This window comes from Streptomyces sp. x-80 (genome assembly GCF_046549095.1).
GTDB lineage: Bacteria > Actinomycetota > Actinomycetes > Streptomycetales > Streptomycetaceae > Streptomyces > Streptomyces celluloflavus.
The window spans coordinates 225,149-243,635 of the sequence record NZ_JAJPWM010000008.1 but is presented as its reverse complement, the minus strand read 5'-3'; the positions used below and the strand labels follow the sequence as shown (position 1 = coordinate 243,635).

General features: G+C 72.4%; 18 protein-coding genes, 2 pseudogenes and 1 riboswitch. Of the genes and pseudogenes, 16 read left to right on the top strand and 4 right to left on the bottom strand.

Going from position 1 to position 18,487, the window contains the following annotated elements; genetic code table 11:
- The first annotated feature begins 9 nt into the window (after nucleotides 1-9).
- A riboswitch (FMN riboswitch) is annotated at nucleotides 10-140 on the top strand.
- Nucleotides 141-327: 187 nt separating this feature from the next.
- The 10 genes from ribD (at nucleotide 328) to ACLJWH_RS18380 (ending at nucleotide 9,066) form a co-directional block, all read left to right on the top strand.
- Nucleotides 328-1,422: a bifunctional diaminohydroxyphosphoribosylaminopyrimidine deaminase/5-amino-6-(5-phosphoribosylamino)uracil reductase RibD gene (gene ribD, locus ACLJWH_RS18425; RefSeq protein WP_411142959.1), complete on the top strand. Its 1,095-nt coding sequence runs from the start codon at nucleotides 328-330 to the stop codon at nucleotides 1,420-1,422.
- A 1-nt stretch (nucleotide 1,423) separates the two neighbouring features.
- Nucleotides 1,424-2,077 (top strand): riboflavin synthase, encoded by a 654-nt coding sequence (locus ACLJWH_RS18420; RefSeq protein ID WP_411142811.1) that lies wholly within the window; start codon nucleotides 1,424-1,426, stop codon nucleotides 2,075-2,077.
- Nucleotides 2,074-2,727, top strand: coding sequence for a nicotinamide riboside transporter PnuC (locus tag ACLJWH_RS18415; protein WP_411142810.1), 654 nt, complete (start codon nucleotides 2,074-2,076; stop codon nucleotides 2,725-2,727). The genes ACLJWH_RS18420 and ACLJWH_RS18415 overlap by 4 nt, the downstream gene beginning before the upstream one ends.
- The gene (locus ACLJWH_RS18410) at nucleotides 2,724-4,031 is read left to right on the top strand and encodes a bifunctional 3,4-dihydroxy-2-butanone-4-phosphate synthase/GTP cyclohydrolase II (protein ID WP_411142809.1); all 1,308 of its coding nucleotides are present in this window, start codon (nucleotides 2,724-2,726) and stop codon (nucleotides 4,029-4,031) included. Before ACLJWH_RS18415 ends, ACLJWH_RS18410 begins: the two co-directional genes overlap by 4 nt.
- Nucleotides 4,032-4,122: 91 nt before the next feature.
- Nucleotides 4,123-4,608: a 6,7-dimethyl-8-ribityllumazine synthase gene (gene ribH, locus ACLJWH_RS18405; protein WP_411142808.1), complete on the top strand. Its 486-nt coding sequence runs from the start codon at nucleotides 4,123-4,125 to the stop codon at nucleotides 4,606-4,608.
- A 90-nt stretch (nucleotides 4,609-4,698) separates the two neighbouring features.
- The gene (locus ACLJWH_RS18400) at nucleotides 4,699-4,983 is read left to right on the top strand and encodes a phosphoribosyl-ATP diphosphatase (protein ID WP_411142807.1); all 285 of its coding nucleotides are present in this window, start codon (nucleotides 4,699-4,701) and stop codon (nucleotides 4,981-4,983) included.
- A 67-nt stretch (nucleotides 4,984-5,050) separates the two neighbouring features.
- Nucleotides 5,051-5,899 (top strand): ATP phosphoribosyltransferase, encoded by an 849-nt coding sequence (gene hisG, locus ACLJWH_RS18395; RefSeq protein ID WP_411142806.1) that lies wholly within the window; start codon nucleotides 5,051-5,053, stop codon nucleotides 5,897-5,899.
- A 63-nt stretch (nucleotides 5,900-5,962) separates the two neighbouring features.
- A complete protein-coding gene (locus ACLJWH_RS18390) occupies nucleotides 5,963-6,415 on the top strand; it encodes a PH domain-containing protein (protein WP_411142805.1) in 453 nt (150 codons plus the stop codon).
- 174 nt (nucleotides 6,416-6,589) lie between these two features.
- Complete coding sequence (locus ACLJWH_RS18385) at nucleotides 6,590-7,933, top strand: hemolysin family protein (RefSeq protein ID WP_052853593.1); 1,344 nt, start codon at nucleotides 6,590-6,592, stop codon at nucleotides 7,931-7,933.
- Nucleotides 7,930-9,066 (top strand): hemolysin family protein, encoded by a 1,137-nt coding sequence (locus ACLJWH_RS18380; protein WP_411142804.1) that lies wholly within the window; start codon nucleotides 7,930-7,932, stop codon nucleotides 9,064-9,066. Before ACLJWH_RS18385 ends, ACLJWH_RS18380 begins: the two co-directional genes overlap by 4 nt.
- 33 nt (nucleotides 9,067-9,099) lie before the next feature.
- Here the strand turns inward: ACLJWH_RS18380 and ACLJWH_RS18375 are convergent, their stop codons facing one another.
- Together ACLJWH_RS18375 and ACLJWH_RS18370 are read right to left on the bottom strand one after the other, a co-directional pair.
- Nucleotides 9,100-11,013: an AAA family ATPase gene (locus tag ACLJWH_RS18375; RefSeq protein ID WP_411142803.1), complete on the bottom strand. Its 1,914-nt coding sequence runs from the start codon at nucleotides 11,011-11,013 to the stop codon at nucleotides 9,100-9,102.
- A gap of 484 nt (nucleotides 11,014-11,497) precedes the next feature.
- Nucleotides 11,498-12,082, bottom strand: a complete 585-nt coding sequence (locus tag ACLJWH_RS18370; RefSeq protein ID WP_411142802.1) for a uridine kinase — start codon at nucleotides 12,080-12,082, stop codon at nucleotides 11,498-11,500.
- A gap of 177 nt (nucleotides 12,083-12,259) precedes the next feature.
- Here ACLJWH_RS18370 and ACLJWH_RS18365 point away from each other — a divergent pair, with 177 nt between their 5' ends.
- A complete protein-coding gene (locus tag ACLJWH_RS18365; RefSeq protein WP_411142801.1) occupies nucleotides 12,260-13,648 on the top strand; it encodes a peptidase C39 family protein in 1,389 nt (462 codons plus the stop codon).
- Here ACLJWH_RS18365 and ACLJWH_RS18360 read toward each other — a convergent pair.
- Nucleotides 13,601-14,056, bottom strand: coding sequence for a tyrosine-type recombinase/integrase (locus tag ACLJWH_RS18360; protein WP_411142800.1), 456 nt, complete (start codon nucleotides 14,054-14,056; stop codon nucleotides 13,601-13,603). The genes ACLJWH_RS18365 and ACLJWH_RS18360 overlap by 48 nt on opposite strands.
- A gap of 589 nt (nucleotides 14,057-14,645) precedes the next feature.
- Here ACLJWH_RS18360 and ACLJWH_RS18355 point away from each other — a divergent pair.
- From ACLJWH_RS18355 to ACLJWH_RS18335, 5 genes and pseudogenes are all read left to right on the top strand, one after another.
- The gene (locus ACLJWH_RS18355) at nucleotides 14,646-14,987 is read left to right on the top strand and encodes an ArsR/SmtB family transcription factor (protein WP_411142958.1); all 342 of its coding nucleotides are present in this window, start codon (nucleotides 14,646-14,648) and stop codon (nucleotides 14,985-14,987) included.
- Nucleotides 14,984-16,720, top strand: a complete 1,737-nt coding sequence (locus ACLJWH_RS18350; RefSeq protein WP_411142799.1) for a SulP family inorganic anion transporter — start codon at nucleotides 14,984-14,986, stop codon at nucleotides 16,718-16,720. Before ACLJWH_RS18355 ends, ACLJWH_RS18350 begins: the two co-directional genes overlap by 4 nt.
- Entirely contained in the window at nucleotides 16,717-17,163 is a 447-nt protein-coding gene (locus ACLJWH_RS18345; RefSeq protein WP_411142798.1) for a pyridoxamine 5'-phosphate oxidase family protein, read from the top strand. Before ACLJWH_RS18350 ends, ACLJWH_RS18345 begins: the two co-directional genes overlap by 4 nt.
- Nucleotides 17,160-17,580: pseudogene (locus tag ACLJWH_RS18340) on the top strand (ATP-binding protein). Before ACLJWH_RS18345 ends, ACLJWH_RS18340 begins: the two are co-directional and overlap by 4 nt.
- A 184-nt stretch (nucleotides 17,581-17,764) precedes the next feature.
- A complete protein-coding gene (locus tag ACLJWH_RS18335) occupies nucleotides 17,765-18,040 on the top strand; it encodes a hypothetical protein (RefSeq protein WP_411142797.1) in 276 nt (91 codons plus the stop codon).
- Nucleotides 18,041-18,045: 5 nt separating this feature from the next.
- Here ACLJWH_RS18335 and ACLJWH_RS18330 read toward each other — a convergent pair.
- Nucleotides 18,046-18,464 (bottom strand): annotated as a pseudogene (locus ACLJWH_RS18330) (hypothetical protein).
- Nucleotides 18,465-18,487: the final 23 nt, after the last annotated feature.

Sequence of the window (18,487 nt, the reverse complement as noted above, 5' to 3'; positions counted from 1 at the left end):
TAAAAGCAGCAGCGCACTCCGGGGTCGGTGTAATTCCGAGCCGGCGGTAACAGTCCGCGACCCGTCCGCAGCCAGCGGCCGGTTGAGCAGGTGAAATTCCTGCACCGACGGTGAAAGTCCGGATGGGAGGCAGTGCGCGGCGGGCGAGCATCGGTACACCGCCGTCGACGGCGCGTCCGGCTATTTCCCCGGGCGAGCTCTCTCTTTCCGGCTGTGGTGTGCCCGTGGTCTCGTTTCCGCTTCTGTCGTTTCCGACAGCCCCGGAGTCCGTGCCCTGAGAGGCAGGAGGACCCGGTGGCCACCACACCCCCCGTCGAGACCGCCGCGATGAGCCGGGCCGTCGAGCTCGCCGCGCGCGGCATCGGGCACACCAGCCCCAACCCCGTGGTCGGCTGTGTCGTCCTGGACTCCGCGGGCCGTACGGCGGGCGAGGGCTGGCACCAGCGCACGGGCGGACCGCACGCCGAGATCCACGCACTGCGCGCCGCGGGGGAGCGGGCCAGGGGCGGCACCGCGGTCGTCACCCTGGAGCCCTGTAACCACACCGGCCGCACGGGTGCCTGCGCCCAGGCGCTGATCGACGCGGGGATCGCCCGCGTCGTCTACGCCGTCCCCGACCCCACCCCGACCGCGACCGGCGGCGCCGCCACCCTGGCCGAGGCCGGTATCGACGTCGCGGCCGGACTGCTCGCCGACACCGCCGCCGCCGGGAACGAAGCCTGGCTGACATCGGTCCTGCTCGGGCGCCCCTTCGTCCTGTGGAAGTACGCCGCCACGCTCGACGGCCGGATCGCCGCCGCCGACGGGACCAGCCGCTGGATCTCCTCGCCCGAGTCGCGCGCCGATGTGCACCGGCTGCGGGCCGCCGCGGACGCCGTCATCGTCGGCTCCGGCACCGCCCGCGCCGACGATCCGCAGCTCGGCGCCAGGGTCAGCGGACTCGCCGACACCGAGGTCAGCCAGCCGCTGCGGGTCGTCGTCGACTCCGGCGCCGCCGCCGTCAAGGCCGGTGCCCGGGTTCTGGACGGCACCGCCCCCACCCTCATCGCGGTCGCCGAGGACGCGGACGCCGCGCATCTCGACGGCCTCGCCCCGATCGTCCGGCTGCCGCGCGCCGCCGAAGGGCCCGGCCTGCACATCCCCGCCCTGCTCCAGGCGCTGTACGAGCGCGAGGTGCGCTCGGTCCTGCTCGAAGGCGGGCCCACGCTCGCCGGGGCCTTCTTCGCGGCCAAGGCCGTCGACAAGGTCATCGGCTACCTCGCGCCGGTACTGCTCGGTTCCGGGCCGGTGACCCTCGGCGACGCCGGCATCACCACCATCGCCCAGGCGCTGCGGCTCGACGTGACCGACACCGCACGGCTCGGCCCCGATCTGCGCATCACCGCCACCCCCGTCCGTCACACCCGTCCTGAGGAGAACTGAAGTGTTCACCGGAATCGTCGAAGAACTGGGTGAGGTCGTCGCCGTCGAACATCTCGGTGACAGCCCCTCAGCCACCGCCGGGGACGCCCCCGGCCACGCCGCCCTGCTCCGGCTGCGCGGCCCGGTCGTCGCCGAGGGCGTGAAGCACGGCGACTCCATCGCCGTCAACGGCGTCTGCCTGACCGTCGTGGACCACGACGGCGACGAGTTCACCGCCGATGTGATGGCCGAGACCCTGCACCGCTCCAGCCTCGGCGCGCTGGCCCCGGGCTCGCGGGTCAACCTGGAACGGCCCATGACGCTCGGCGGCCGGCTCGGCGGACACCTCGTCCAGGGCCATGTGGACGGCACCGGCACCGTCACTGAACGCATCCCCGGTGAGCAGTGGGAGGTCGTCCGGATCTCGCTGCCCGCCCCGCTCGCCCGCTATGTCGTCGAGAAGGGCTCCATCACCGTCGACGGCGTCAGCCTCACGGTCGTCGACGCCGCGGACGACCACTTCACCATCAGCCTCATCCCCACCACCCTCGCCCTGACCACCCTGGGCATCAAGAAGGTCGGCGACCCCGTCCACCTGGAGGTCGACGTGCTCGCCAAGTACGTGGAGCGGCTGCTCGCCGCCGGCGTCCGGGACCCGCAGGAGATCGTCCGGTGACCGCGCTGACCTGGCTGAACGCCGAGGCGTTCACGGTCTTCGGACAGCACATCATCTGGTCCGACATGATCGGCAACACCATCGGCCTGGCCGCCCTGGCCCTCGGCTGGTGGCGCTCCATCTGGACCTGGCCGGCCCAGTTCCTCTCCGGCCTCATCCTCGTCGCCGCCTACGGCTCCGCCCACCTCAGCGGCGGCGTCGGCAAGCAGCTCCTGATCATCGGGGTGGCGGTGTGGGGCTGGCGCGCCTGGCAGCGCGGCCGCCGGCAGGCCCAGGACGGCTCCATCGCCGTCCGCTTCGCCACCTGGCGCGAGCGCGGTCTGCTGCTGGGCGGCACGGCGGTCGGCACCGCCGCCGTCGGCGGAGTGTTCACCCTGCTCCCGCAGCTCTCCTGGAACCCCTGGCCGGACGCCTACATCTTCGTCGGCACCCTGGCCGCGATGGTCGCCCAGGCGCGCGGCCTGGTCGAGTTCTGGTTCGCCTGGCTGCTCGTCGACCTCGTCGGCGTACCGCTCGCCTTCAGCAGCGGACTCGCCTTCTCCGGCCTCGTCTACGTCGTCTATCTCGCCCTCGTCGCGTGGGGCATGCGTGACTGGTGGCTGCGCTCGCGCGCGAGCGGCCGTCCCGCCCTGGAAGGAGCTGTGGCATGACCGCACTGGAGAACTGGGACGACACCGAGGACACCGAGGGCCCCGAAACCGCCGACGGCATCGCCCTGGACCCCGTCGAGCGGGCCATCGCCGACATAGCCGCGGGCCGCCCCGTCGTCGTCGTGGACGACGAGAACCGCGAGAACGAGGGCGACCTCGTCATCGCGGCGGAGAAGGCCACCCCCGAGGCCGTCGCCTTCATGATGAGCGAGTGCCGCGGACTGATCTGCGCCCCCATGGAGGGCCCGGACCTGGACCGGCTGGAACTCCCGCAGATGGTCGAGCACAACACCGAGTCGATGCGGACCGCCTTCACGGTCTCCGTCGACGCCGCCGCCGCGCACGGCGTCAGCACCGGCATCTCCGCCGCCGACCGCGCCACCACCCTGCGGCTGCTCGCCTCCGGCGCCGCCGCCGCGGGCGACTTCGTCCGGCCCGGCCACGTCTTCCCGCTGCGCGCCAAGACCGGCGGCGTCCTGGTCCGCAACGGCCACACCGAGGCCGGCGTCGACCTCGCCCGGCTCGCCGGACTGCGCCCGGCCGCCGCCATCGTCGAGATCGCGGGCGAGGACGGCGCGATGCTGCGGCTGCCCGAACTCGTGCTGTTCGCCCGCAAGCACGGACTGTCCATCATCTCCATCGAGGACCTGATCGCCTACCGCCGGGAACCCGAGCCCGCCGTCCGCCGCGAGGCCCGCACCCGGCTGCCCACCGCGCACGGCGAGTACACCGCCTACGGCTACCGCTCCACCGCCGACGGCGTCGAGCACATCGCGCTGGTCGCCGGTGAGCTCGGCGACGGTGAGGACGTCCTGGTCCGGGTCCACTCCGAATGCCTGACCGGCGACGTCTTCCACTCGCTGCGCTGCGACTGCGGCCCCCAGCTGGACGCGTCCCTGCGGCGGATCGCCGAGGCAGGCCGCGGCGTCGTCATCTACCTCCGCGGCCACGAAGGGCGCGGCATCGGACTGCTGTCCAAACTGCGCGCCTACGAACTCCAGGAGCGCGGCCGCGACACCCTCGACGCCAACCTCGAACTGGGACTGCCCGCCGACTCGCGTGACTACGCGGCGGGCGCCCAGATGCTCCTGGACCTCGGCGTGCGCTCACTGCGCCTGATGACCAACAACCCCGACAAGACCGACGCCCTGGTGCGGCACGGCCTCACCGTCACCGGCCGCGAGCCGATGCCCGTCCAGGCCGGCGAACACAATCTGCGGTATCTGCGCACCAAGCGGGACCGGATGGGGCACGACCTGCCCTGGCTGGACCCCGGCACCACGGCCACCTGCCAGAACCAGTGACACAGCGGACCGGACAGGCCGCCACCGGCCCCGGAACCGGCGAACCGTCAGCACACCGAGCAGCAGCACCATCACCCGTAGGAGGAGAATCGTGAGCGGCAAGGGCGCACCCGAGCTGACCGTGAAGAACTGTGCCGACCTGCGGGTAGCCGTCATCGCCGCGCAGTGGCACGAGAAGGTGATGGACGGGCTCGTGGACGGCGCGCTGCGCGCCCTGGCCGATCTCGGCATCGACGAGCCGACGCTGCTGCGGGTGCCCGGCGCCTTCGAGCTGCCGGTCGTCGCCAAGGTCCTGGCCGGCCGCGGCTACGACGCGGTGGTCGCCCTCGGTGTGGTCGTCCGCGGCGGCACCCCGCACTTCGACTACGTCTGCCAGGGCGTCACCCAGGGCCTGACCCAGGTCGCGGTGGACACCGGCGTCCCGGTCGGCTTCGGCGTGCTCACCGTCGACGACGAGCAGCAAGCCCTGGACCGGGCCGGCCTCGACGGATCGACCGAGGACAAGGGCCACGAAGCGGTCACCGCCGCGGTCGCCACCGCCGCCACCCTGCGCTCCGTCTCCGAGCCCTGGCGCTGAGCGGCCCGGCTCCGGACGGCCGAACGGCCGCCGACGCGGCACCGTCACCCGGCGGAGCCGCTGCACGCTGCCGAGGCCGCAGCGCGTAGGGTGGGGATCACCATGTCCAAGAAGACGTTCGAGGAGCTCTTCGCCGAGCTCCAGCAGAAGGCCGCCACCGGCGACCCCGCCACTTCCCGTACCGCCGAGCTGGTCCAGGCCGGTGTGCATACCATCGGCAAGAAGGTCGTCGAAGAGGCCGCCGAGGTCTGGATGGCCGCGGAGTACGAATCCGACGAGGCCGCCGCCGAGGAGATCTCGCAGCTCCTCTACCACCTCCAGGTCATGATGATCGCCAAGGGCATCTCCCTCGACGACGTCTACGCCCACCTCTGAGCCGTCCGGCCCGGCCGCACCCCACCACCCCTGCCCAACGCCCCACCGCACGAAGGAATCCGCTCTCATGCTGCGCATCGCTATTCCCAACAAGGGTTCACTGTCCGAGCCTGCGTCGGCGATGCTCCATGAGGCCGGCTACCGCCAGCGCAAGGACCGCAGGGAACTGGTCCTGGTCGACTCCGGCAACGAGGTCGAGTTCTTCTTCCTGCGCCCGCGCGATATCGCTGTCTACGTCGGCTCCGGCAAACTCGACATCGGCATCACCGGCCGCGACCTGCTGCTGGACTCCGGCTCACCGGCCGAGGAGATCATGCAGCTCGGCTTCGCCGGCTCGACGTTCCGCTACGCGACCCGTCCGGGCACCGCGCAGGACGTCACCGAGTTCGGCGGCATGACCATCGCCACCTCCTTCTCCGGCCTGGTCACCCAGCACCTCGCCGACAACGGCGTGGACGCCTCCGTCGTGCACCTCGACGGCGCCGTGGAGACCGCCATCCAGCTGGGCGTCGCCGAGATCATCGCGGATGTCGTGGAGACCGGCACCACCCTGCGCAACGCCGGTCTGGAGGTCATCGGCGAGCCGATCCTGAAGTCGGAAGCGGTCGTCATCCGCCGCACCGGCGCCCCGGAGGACGACCCGAAGGTGCGCCAGTTCCTCCGCCGTATGCAGGGCGTCCTGGTCGCCCGCCGGTACGTGATGATGGACTACGACATCCGCGTCGAGCACGTCGAGAAGGCCGTCGGCCTCACGCCGGGCCTGGAGTCGCCGACCGTCTCCCCGCTGCACCACGAAGGCTGGGTCGCGGTCCGCTCGATGGTCCCGTCCAAGGACGCCCAGCGCATCATGGACGAGCTCTACGACCTCGGCGCCCGCGCGATCCTGACCACCGGCATCCACGCCTGCCGACTGTGACCGGCGGCCGCCGGCCGCCAGTTCGCCCCGCCCCTCCGACGACGGAAGACCGACGACGTGTCCGTGTCCGCGCCCCTGCCCAGCCTCCCGGTGACCTTCCGGCCGACCCGCACCCGGGCCGTGCTGTACGCCGTCGGCATCGCCCAGCTCGCCGCCCTCACGGCGATCGCGTTGCTGCTGCCGAAGCTGACCGGCGGTGAGCGGATCAGCTTCATCCTCACGGGCGTCCTCGTGCTGGCCGTCCTCCTGCTGCTCAGCCGCCCCAAGGTGGTCGCCCGGCAGGAGGGCGTCACCGTCGTCAACCTCACCACCAAGCGCGAACTGGCCTGGGCCCAGGTCCTGCGCGTCAACCTCCGGGCCGGCGACCCCTGGGTCCATCTGGACCTCGCCGACGGCACCAGCCTGCCCGCCATGGGCATCCAGCCCGGTATCGCCAAGGACCAGGCGATCCGTGACGCCCGAGCGCTGCGGGCCCTCTGCGAGGACCGCGGCGCCGGCGACCACGCGGCCCGGTGACCTTGCCCCGATCCGCGCCCCGCTGATTACTCTGTTCTCCGGGGCGCGTTCCGTGCCCCGCCCCGTCAGTGGGCACCTGCGACCAGAGGAGTGACTCCCTCCAGCAATGGACGGATCGTCCTGTAGTACCTGCGCCGCCCCTCCGGAACCTCCGCATACCACGGAGGCGGCGGCATGACCGGCCCCCTGCTGCTGCTCGCCGCGGCACTCGTCCTGATCCTGGCCAACGGGTTCTTCGTGGCCGCGGAGTTCGGACTCGTCACCGTCGAGAAAGCGGACGCCGAGCGGGCCGCGGCCGACGGCGACCGCCGCGCCCGCACCGTCGTCTCCGCGCTGCGCGAACTCTCCTTCCAGCTGTCCGGCACCCAACTGGGCATCACCATCACCTCATTGGTGGTCGGCATGCTCGCCGAACCGGCGCTGGCCCATCTGCTGTCCGGCCCGCTGCTGGCCACCGGTCTGCCCCGGGGCGCGGTGCCCGGCATCGGTGTCGTCATCGGCATGCTGCTGGCCTCCGCCGTCCAGATGGTCATCGGCGAACTGGTGCCCAAGAACTGGGCGGTCTCCAGGCCGCTCCAGGTCGCGCGCTTCGTCGCCGGGCCGCAGCACGCCTTCGCGCGGTTCTTCCGCCCGGTGATCACACTGCTGAACACCGTCGCCAACCGCCTGGTGCGCGGCCTGGGCGTGGAGCCGACCGACGAACTGGCCTCCGCCCGCACCCCGGGTGAACTGGTCTCGCTCGCCCGGCACTCCGCGCAGGCCGGCGCGATCGAGCAGGACACCGCCGACCTCTTCGTCCGCACCCTCTCGCTGGGCGGTCTGACCGCCGAGAACGTCATGACGCCGCGGGTGCGGGTCAGCGCCCTCCAGTCGTCCGCCACCGCCGAGGACGTCGTGAACCTCACCCGCGCCACCGGCCTGTCCCGCTTCCCCGTCTACCGCACCCGGATCGACGAAATCGTCGGCATGGTGCACCTCAAGGACGCCCTGGCCGTCCCGTCGCAGGAGCGGCTGCGTACCCCGGCCGGCCGGATCGCGGTACCGCCGCTGCTGGTGCCCGAGACGCTTCCGGTGCAGCCGCTGCTGGAGCGGCTGCGCAGCGAGCAGCCGATCGCGGTGGTCGTCGACGAGTACGGCGGCACGGCCGGCGTGGTCACGCTGGAGGACATCATCGAGGAGCTCGTCGGCGAGGTCCGCGACGAGCACGACCGGGTGGACCTGCCCGAGCTGGGCCAGGCCCCGGCCGAGGACGGCCGCCCCGCGTGGGACGCCGACGGCGGCTGCCGGGTGGACACCCTGCGGCGGATCGGCCTGGCGGCCCCGGACGGCCCGTACGAAACGGTGGCAGGACTGGTGGCACACATACTCGGCCGGATCCCGGCCCCCGGCGACACCGCCGAACTCGACGGCTGGCGGCTGCGGGTGCGGCTGGTCTCGCACCACCGCGCCGAGCGGATAAGGATCGTGCGGACGGCCTCCGCCGCCCTGGCCGCCGGTGCCGCGGAGGTGGCCCGGTGAGCGCGGTCCAGCTCCTGATCGCGGTGTTGCTGGTCCTCGCCAACGGATTCTTCGTCGGCGCCGAGTTCGCCCTCGTCTCCGTACGCCGCAGCCAGATCGAACCGCTGGCGACCGCGGGGTCCACCCGGGCCCGGCAGGTCCTGCACGGTCTGGAGAACCTCCCGCAGATGATGGCCGCCGCCCAGTTCGGCATCACCGTCTGCTCCCTGACGCTCGGCGCGGTCGCCGAACCGACCGTCGCCGGCCTCCTGGAGCCGGCCTTCCAGGCGGTCCGTCTCCCCGAACCGCTGGTCCACCCCCTCGGCTACGTCATCGCCCTGGCGCTGGTGGTCTTCCTGCATCTGGTCATCGGCGAGATGGTCCCCAAGAACCTGGCGATGGCGGCGCCCGAGAAGACCGCGCTGTGGTTCAGCCCCGGCCTGGTCGCCTTCGCCCGGCTGTGCCGGCCGGTCACCGCGCTGCTCGGCGCCTGCGCCCGGGGCGTGCTCCGGCTCTTCGGCGTCGAGCCGAAGGACGAGGTCGAGGCGGTCTTCACCAGCGAGCAGCTCACCCATCTCGTCGAGGACTCCGGCCAGGCGGGCCTGCTCGGCCCGGCCGAACAGGAACGGCTCTCGGACGCCCTGGAGCTCGGCAGCCGCCCCGTCACGGACGTCCTCCTCGGCCGGACGGGACTGGTCACCATCGATCCGACGGTGACCCCCCGCCAGGTGGAGGAGCTGACCGTCCGGACCGGCTACTCCCGCTTCCCGGTGTGCGCGCCCGGCGGCGCCTTCATGGGCTATCTGCACGTCAAGGACGTCCTGGACCTGGAGGAGCGGGACCGCGCGGTGCCGCAGCGGATCTGGCACCCGATGGTGACGCTCCGCGCCGAGCTGCCGCTGGACGACGCCCTGACGGCGATGCGCAGATCGGCCTCCCATCTGGCGGCCGTCGCCGACGCGGCCGGCCGGGTGCTGGGCCTGGTCGCCCTGGAGGACGTGATGGAAATGCTGGTCGGAGAGGTCCGCGACCCCGCGCACCGCACGGCACCGGCGGCCCGTTCCCGGCCGGAGCCGGCGGACGCGGGGGAGCGCATCGCCGAACCGCGCGCGGGCGCCGCGCGGCCGGCGGACGTACGGGCACTGGCCGGCTGACGGGCGCGCGGCGCGTACGGCGCCGCGCGCTCCCTACAGGTCCAGCTCCTTCGGCGGCGGCCCCTGCGGACCCGGGCCGCGGCCGGAGCGGACCTCGCCGTAAGCCTGCATCAGATCCGGCAGCCGCAGGGTGGCGAGATCGTCGCGGCTCGGGATGCCGGGCCAGGTGGACAGCCGCAGATCGCGGTAGGCGCAGCTCTTCTCGTAGAGGGTGCGCAGGAAGCGGCCGTTGCCGAGTTCGTCGATCCAGCCCTGGTCGACGACATGGCCGCTGATGCTGCACAGCTCGTCGAGGGCCTCCTCGTCCCAGCGGTCGCCGTTCTCGGCGGCCAGCACCTCGCCGATGGCGGTCAGCTCCCGGGGCCGGTAGCTGGGGAAGTCGACCCGGGTGGTGAAGCGGGACGAGAGGCCCGGGTTCGCGGCCAGCAGCCGGTCCATGCCCTCCGGATAGCCGGCCAGGATGACGACCAGCCGGTCACGGTTGTCCTCGGCGCGCTTGAGCAGCACCTGGAGTGCCTCGTCGCCGTACGCGTCGCCCTTGCTGTACCCGGAGTTGGACAGGCTGTACGCCTCGTCGACGAAGAGCACCCCGCCCAGCGCCGAATCGATCAGCTCATTGGCCTTGACTGCGGTCTGGCCGAGGAACTCGCCCACCAGATCGGCGCGTTGGGCCTCCACGAGGTGGTCGCCGCCGAGCAGCCCCAGCGCGTAGAAGACCCGCCCGAGTATCCGGGCCACGGTCGTCTTGCCGGTGCCCGAGGGGCCGGAGAAGACGAAATGCCGTTTGGGCGGCTGCACCGGCAGCCCCTGGCCGGTCCGTAGCCGCGCCATCCGCAGCTGCGCCGACAGCGCCCGCACCTGACGCTTGACCGGCTCCATGCCGACCATCCGCTCCAGCTCCGCCAGCGCCCGCTCCAGCAGGACCGGATCGGCGGGCCCGGCGGGCGGCCGCCCGACGCCGCGCGGGCCGGGCGGCGCGGCCTTGACCCGGGCGGCGGTGCCGCCGCCGGCCGGCCCGCCGCCCAGCTCCGCCAGATCGCCGTCCGGCCCGTCCGCCTCACCGGTCGTGAGCAGCTCGCGGCCGTCCATGGGGTCCAGCGGGGCGAGCGGATCGAGATCGGTGCCGGCCTCCTGACCGAGTCCCGGGGCGGTGACCGCCGCCAGGTCGGGACCCTCCTCGAAGCCGTCCGACGCCGCGATGGCGGCGAGCCGCGCCGAGGTGTCCATGAACGACGGGTCGACGCGGTGCACCGCGCGGTAGAGGGGAAGCGCGGCGGCGCTGCGGCCGGTGCCCTCGTGGGCGCGGGCGAGCCAGTAGCGCAGCTCCTTGCGCTGCGGCTGCTCGCTGCGGCAGCGCATCAGCGCGGCGGACAGCAGCGGCTCGGCCTGTCCGTACATCTCCAGCCGCACCCGGGCCATACCGCCGAACAGCCCGGCCTCGATGCCCAGGGCCGGATCGCCCACCAGCGGCTCGGTGTGCCGTACGAGCTGGTCCCAGTCCTTGACGAGGTAGGCGCGGCAGGCGTGCAGAAAGCGGACCTGCGGATCGGCGTCGACGGGCGGGCAGCCGGCCAGTGCCTGGTCGAGTTCGGCGACATGGCGGCCGTCCAGCCAGTGGGAGGCGTGTGCGAGCAGCAGGTCGCGGCCGGTCTCCAGTACCGGCTGCACCCACCAGCCGAGCCAGTACCAGGAATTGAGGGTGCGTCGGTGACGGACGCGCTGCTCGCCGAAGCGGTCGCGGTGGCGGTGCATGCGCAGCAGGGCGGTGGCGGTGTCGGCGCGCAGCGCGTGCAGGCCCAGCCAGGCGTCGGCCATCGTCGGGTCGAGCCGGACCGCGGATCGGAACTCCTCCTCGGCCTGCGGGTAGGCGCCGACGGTGTAGGCGTCGACCGCGCGCAGCCAGGCGAGCTCGGCCGGGGCGGGTGCGCCCTGCATGCCGGATTCCATCACGTCCCCCCACAAAACGTCCCCCCGTGTGCCGCCGGGCGAGTGCCGGGCCGCAGCCTCACGAACCGGTGTACGGCGGGCGGGAGTTGGGTGTCGCCGCGCGCAGCTCGGCCCGCGTCCTTCGGTGACACGGACTCGCATCGTACCCGCGCCGTCGGTGCAGGCCGTAGAGGGCCGCAGGAGGGAGAACGGGGGAACGAGAGGGAAAGAGAAGGCCCGGCGGCGTGAAGAAAGCGGTGACCGACGGTGAGCAACCGGCGGCGCGGGGCCTGGCGGGAGAGCGGTATACACAGAACGAAGCCCCCGATCACGGGGGAACAACCGGGGGCTTCGCGTCTGCGGGCGGTCCGTAGAACCGCACATTGAGAACGTAAGTCCTGTACGCCCCCCAGGTCAAGCCGAGTTGGGGCACTCGGCGCGACCCTGTCGGCGTGCGGCCGTGCGCCGGCCGCAGTTGGCTACGGAGCGTGAGATGTTGGGCAAGTCAGGGCGCCTTGGAGGTCCCCTTGTGCACCACGTAACCCATCTCCCCCTGATGCACCAGGAGATCGGCATACGGGCGCGAAGGGTCCGCCGCGAAGTGCGCGCGCTCCGCCGGAATCCAGCCACCCCAGAAACCGGAGAGCTCCGGTCCGTCCCGGAGTTGACCCCTTTCCCAGGAGTCCTCGTCGGGCAGCTCCATCCACAGCAGGCACGCCAGATACGGCCGCAGCGCGCGGCGGCCCGCGCCGACCCCCTCGACGACCACGACGGGCGCGGGCGCCAGCTCCCGTTCCCCGGTGAACTCCCGGCGCACCCAGTCGTAGACCTCGTAGCGCGCGCGCTCCCCCCGGGACAGCGGCGCCAGCACCTGCTCGCGGAACCGCCCGCGCCACGAGAACAGCTCGTCATGGGTGGCGAGATCATCGGTGTGTACCACCGGCGCACCGCCGAGTGCCTCGGCCAGCCGCCCGGCGAAGGTGCTCTTGCCGGACCCCGCGTGCCCGTCCACCGCGATCAGCCGCACCGGCCCGCAGGAGGGCGGCAGCGTGCGCAGCCGGGTGGCGAGCAGGTCGAGAGCGCGGTCCATCACACCAGCGTACGTCAGTGGTCCACACCAATATTTGTGCCACGGCTCGCGCCGAACCGCTGGCCGAAGGCGGTGCGGACGGAGATAGTTGAGCCTCGAAGTCCCGCCTGCGTACGCCTGTTGTCCGGACCGCCACCCCGTACCCGCTCGCCCGCATCCGACTGGGGGACCACCACCATGACCAGCTCAGCGCCCCGGCGCACCGTCCTGGCCGCCGCGCTCGCCGCCGCGGCGGGCGCCGCCACCCCCTTGGCGCACGCCGACGGCGCCCCCCGCGCCGCCGCCCCGACCGTCACCACTCCCCGCGCCGCCGGGCGCCGATCGAAGAGCCTCGTGGACTATCACGCCTGGACCACCGCCGCCGACTGGAGCACGGGCAAGGCGGACGGCACCCGCGTCGCCCGGGGCCCGCGCCCCGGCGTCCGGATCGCCACCCCCGCCGGCACCGTCGACTACCAGGACCCGCACTCCGGGAAGACCGCCACCTGGGAGTACGCCATCTGGACCGCCCCGGTGCACACCCTCGCGGTCCCCGCGACCGAGGCCGTCGCCTCCTGGAACGCGCACACCCCACCCGGCACCTGGATCGCCGTCGAACTGCGCGGCACCTACAGCGACGGCGGTCACACCCCCTGGTACGTCATGGGCCGCTGGACGGCGGGCGACGGCGATGCCGACATCCGGCGCACCTCCGTCGACGGCCAGCAGGACGGCAAGAGCAGCGTTTCCACCGACACCCTGGCCGTCGACGCCCCGGCGAGCGGCCTGCGGCTGACCGCCTACGCCCTGCGCCTCACCCTCTTCCGCACGCCCGGAACGACGCGCACCCCGACCGTCTGGCGGCTGGGCGCGATGGGCTCGGACATCCCCGACCGCTTCGAGGTGCCCGCCTCGCGGCCCGGCACCGTCGGCCGGGAACTGGCCGTCCCGCGCTACTCGCAGGAGATCCACAAGGGGCAGTACCCGGAGTACGACAACGGGGGAGAGGCATGGTGCAGCCCGACCTCCTCCCAGATGATCATCGAGTACTGGGGCCGCGGGCCCACGCCCGCCGACCTGGCCTGGGTCAACCCCGACTACGCCGATCCCCAGGTCTGCCACGCCGCCCGCCACACCTTCGACCACCAGTACCGGGGCTGCGGCAACTGGCCCTTCAACGCCGCCTACGCCGCCACCTACCAGGACCTCCAGGCCGTCGTCACCCGCCTCGGCTCCCTCACGGACGCCGAGCGCCTGATCGACGTGGGCATCCCGGTCATCACCTCGCAGTCCTTCCTGGCGACCGAACTGGACGGTGCGGGTTACGGCACCTCCGGCCATCTGATGACCATCGTCGGCTTCACCGAGGACGGCGATGTCATCGCCAACGACCCGGCCTCCGCGGACGACCCGGCGGTCCGGCACGTCTACCGGCGCCGCGAGTTCGAGAACATCTGGCTGCGGACGAAGCGGTACGACGAAAAAGGCCAGGTCAAGAGTGGTTCCGGGGGCGTCTGCTACCTCTACTTCCCGGTGAGGTCAGCACCGAGTCAGCACCGGGTCCTGCGCGAGCTCGGAATCCGCTAGCGGTCGGGCCGCCGGACCGGCCGGCAGCTCCTCCGGGAGGTGGCCCTGGAAGCTCGTCGCCACCAGGTGGCGGCAGCGCTCACGGCCGTCCTGAGTGAGGTGACCGTACCGATCGACCGTGACCTTGATGGACTGGTGTCCGAGCCACCGGGAGACCTCGTGGAGGGAGACTCCGTTCGTCAGGGGCATGGTCGCCCAGGTGTGGCGGAGGCCGTGCGGTGTGTATGCCGGGAGTCCCAGCCGCTTGAGGGCGCGGTCCCAGGAATTGCGGACGAGTCCGGGATACGTCATCCCGCTTCGCTGGTTGAGGACGGGGAATCGGTCGGCGAAGGCGGTGAAGAAGCCCGGTACCGGAACGTCGCGCCATTCACCTTCTTTCCGGTGTTTCAGCGGCGCGTACCGGGCCATGAGGATTCCGTCCTTGTCCCGATACCGGACAATCTGGCGCCGCAGCCGCAACGTGCCGTCCCGGAAATCCTCGGCACCGCCTCGCCTGGCACGGTGTCACCCCGGCTGACCAGCAGGCACTGGTCGCAGCGCGCAGATCCGCGGACCGGTTCAGCCGCAGCGCCACGAAGGCCCTGTTCAGCCGCAGCGCCACGAAGGCCCTTGAGCGCGCCCGCCACCAGTTCACCCAAGAACCCGGCAGCAGCACCGGGCCGTGCGTCCAGCGGCGATCGATCTCATCCGCCTCGGTCGGACCGCGGTGTATCTCAGTTGTGCTCTTGCCGGTGTCGCTGCGGCAGCGTGTGACCGATGCGCTCCTGCCAGGGGCCGTTGTCGGCGGCGGCCTTCTCGCACGCGGGGAACCTGCCCCGGAACTGGCCTTCGGCACTCCGACCGTAGCCAAGCGGGCCGTCCTCATCGGGATCTTGAATTGCAAAAGTCTGCAATTGCCTACATGCTGTTCCGGTCGTGCCCGTACGTAGCCGCGGGCACGACGCTTACCGTTTGCCCGCCCGAGGTGTGGCTGGGTGTGGAGTGATCGAGGATGTCCGTGCAGGTTCCGCTGTATCAGGCCAAGGCCGAGTTCTTCCGGATGCTGGGGCATCCGGTGCGTATCCGTGTGCTGGAGCTGTTGCAGGACGGGCCGATGCCGGTGCGGGATCTGCTCGCGGCGATCGAGGTGGAGCCGGCGGCGCTGTCCCAGCAGCTGGCGGTGCTGCGCCGCTCGGGCATCGTCACCTCCGCCCGGCAGGGCTCGACCGTCGTCTATGAGCTGGCCGGCGGGGACGTGGCGGAGCTGATGCGGGCCGCGCGGCGGATTCTGACCGAGATGCTCGCCGGGCAGAACGAGCTGCTGGCCGAGTTGCGGGAAGCCGAGGTCGCCGCACGGTGAGCGTTCTCTTCGGCCGGGTGTGGGCCCCGGTCCGTGCTCTGCTGCCCGCTCGTGCCGATCTCGCGGCGATGGGCCGTCAGCCGCGCCGGGATCTGCTGGCCGGGCTGACCGTGGCGATCGTCGCGCTGCCGCTCGCGCTGGGTTTCGGGGTCTCCTCCGGTCTGGGGGCGGAAGCCGGTCTGGCCACCGCGGTGGTGGCGGGCGCCCTGGCCGCTCTCTTCGGCGGCTCGAATCTCCAGGTCTCCGGCCCGACCGGTGCGATGACCGTGGTCCTGGTGCCGATCGTGGCCCGGTACGGGCCCGGCGGAGTGCTGACGGTCGGGCTGATCGCCGGTGTGATGCTGATCGCGCTCGCCGTCGCGCGGGCCGGGCGCTATATGCAGTACGTACCGGCCCCCGTGGTCGAAGGCTTCACGCTGGGCATCGCGTGCGTGATCGCTCTCCAGCAGGTACCCAACGCGCTGGGGGTGGCCAAGCCGGAGGGCGACAAAGTCCTGGCGGTGGCCTGGCGGGCGGTCGAGGAGTTCGTACGTCACCCCAACTGGACGGCCCTCGGGCTGGCGCTGGCCGTGGCCGCCATCATGCTGCTCGGTGCCCGGTGGCGCCCCGCGATCCCCTTCTCGATCGTGGCGGTGATCGCCGCGACCGTCGCCGCGCAGCTCTTCTCTTTGGACGCCGCCCCTCCGATCGGTGACCTTCCGGCCGGGCTGCCCGCGCCGTCGCTGGCCTTCCTCGATGCGGCCGCGCTCGGCTCGCTGCTCGCCCCGGCGGTGGCGGTGGCGGCCCTGGCCGCGCTGGAGTCGCTGCTGTCGGCCTCCGTCGCCGACGGCATGACGGTCGGCCAGAAGCATGATCCGGACAAGGAGTTGTTCGGTCAGGGGCTGGCGAACCTCGCCGCGCCGCTGTTCGGCGGCGTCCCGGCGACCGGCGCCATCGCCCGCAGTGCCGTCAACGTCCGTACCGGCGCCGCCTCGCGGCTGGCCGCGCTCACCCACGCCGCCGTCCTCGCCGTCATCGTCTTCGCCGCCGCGCCGCTGGTCTCCCGCATCCCGCTGGCCGCGCTGGCCGGGGTGCTGCTGGCCACCGCCGTGCGCATGGTCGAGGTCGGCTCGCTGCGCGCCATGGCGCGCTCCACCCGCTCGGATGCTCTCGTCCTGGTGCTGACCGCGGTGGCGACGCTGGCCCTGGACCTGGTGTACGCGGTGATCCTCGGGCTGCTGGTGGCGGGGGCGCTGGCGCTGCGCGCGGTGGCCAAGCAGGCCCGCATGGAACAGGTGCCCTTCACGCCGCATCTGCCCGGCCAGGACAGCGACGAGGAACACGCCCTGCTCGCCGAGCACATCGTCGCCTACCGCATGGACGGGCCGCTGTTCTTCGCCGGCGCGCACCGGTTTCTGCTGGAACTGTCCGAGGTCGCCGACGTGCGGGTGGTCATCTTGCGCATGTCCCGGATCACCACCATCGACGCGACCGGCGCCCTTGTCCTCAAGGACACCGTGGAACGGCTCAACCGCCGCGGCATAGCCGTCCTGGCCTCCGGGATCCGGCCCGGCCAGCGCCGAGTCCTGGATTCCATAGGCGCGTTGGACCTGCTGCGCTACGAGGGGCGGGAATACGCCACCACCCCCGAGGCCATCGCCGGTGCCCGCGCCCACCTGGAGTGCGCCGGAATCCTGCCCCATTCCGCGCCGCACAAGACGACACCTGTGGTCACCGAGGAGCGCGCCCGGTGACCACCACCCGCCGCATGATCGATGTCTCCGGAGAGGAGGTCCGCTACCTGCGGGAAGGCGCCGCACACGGGCGGCTGGTCCACGAACAGCGGGAGGCGACCGCCCTGCGGCCCGCCTCACCTGTCCGGGAGTGCGGGCGGTTGATCGTCCGCACTCCCGCCCCCGCCGCGGCCCTCCTCGGCCGTGTCACCGGGACCTGCCACGCCGATCACCTCGGCCCGAAGACCGGCACGGGCTGGGCGGTGACCGCCTCCGGGCCGGCCGAGGTCATCACCGACCCGGATGAGTCCGCGCACTACCGGCGCACGCTGCCCGGCTGGACCCACGGCCCGCACGACACCCTGGTCCGCATCCACCCGCAGGCCATCCACGGCTACCGCTTCACCCGCGCCACCAGCAGCCGGAAGGCGGCAGGCGGCACGGACGGGCCCGCGTCCCGGTGACCTCCCGGCCCGTCGACTTGCCGCTGCGCTCCGTGCTCATCGCGCAGACCGTTCCCGCCTCGGTCCGTCTCGCCCGTGAGCCGGCCGAGACTACCTGTGCGAGCTGGGGCATCAACCCCGGCCACCCCGCACTGGGCCCGGCCCTGCTCGTCCTGAGTGAACTGGTCACCAACGGTGTCCGGCACGCCGCCGCGGCCTCACCCCAGCTCACCGTCACCTACGCGGCGTCCGCCGGCACACTCGCCTTCGCCGTCCACGATCGCGACCCCCGCCTGATCGACCCGCTGAGCTTTTGTGCAGAGCGCCGGGGGCCTGGCCACCGTCGCCGAAGTCACCGCCCGGCTCAACGGCACCTGGACCGTGCGGCCCGACGCCGACGGCGGCGGCAAGAGCGTGTGGGTCACCCTGCCCCTGTGACCTGGCCGCACCACCCTCACCACCCACACGGAAGGCTCTGACGGCACATGTCGATCCAGTGGCGCTGCACCACCCACGATCACCTGGGCATCCTGTCGCCGGCCGGTCATCTGGGCCCGCGGGAGGTGAGCCGGTTTCGCGGAGCCGTCACCTGGCGCTGGCCCGGGGCGAGGGACCGGTGATCTTGGACCTGACTGCCCTTCAGGGGTGGACGGCGGCCGGGCAGGCCGCGATCGCCGAAGCAGCCCGCCAACTGGCCGCGTACGGCCGGCCGTTGACACTCGCCGCGATTCCGGCGGATGGCTCCCTCGTGCCCGACGAAACGTGGCCGGCCCTGACGGTGTACCGCGACCTGGACACCGCACTGACCGCCCACGCCCACACCCACCACGCCATGGCGTCGGCGCCGGCTGTGCGGCAGCAGTGGCGTACCGCCGATTGGGCGACTGGCCGACGATGACCTGATCAGCCGCGGCTCGTCTGCGGGGCCGCAGGCATCTCGGGCAGGGGGCCGAGGCGGGTGGTGACGCGTTGGCGCAGGAGCAGGTACTCCTGCCGGCGTCGGGGCAGCGGGCCCAGGGGCCGCTCGACGACGCGGGCGCCGGTGACGCTCTGGCCGTCGGTGAACTGCTCCACGGTGAGATCGAGGTCGATGCCACTGGGCAGGCGGTTCCACCAGTGGTAGCCGGCCGGTTTCCGGCCTGGTGCACGTCGCCGAGGATGAGGTCGCCGCCGAAGGGGTCATGGACGAGGAGGGCGGTGAGGTCGCAGTGGCCCCGGGCGGGGTTGCCGGGCTGCCGGTCGCCGTCGTCGGGTGAGCAGGTGTCGGCGGCCCAACTGGCCCGGAAGGCACGGTCGATATCGATCAGATTCCACGGTGTCATGCCGTGCAGTGTGCCGTGCGGCA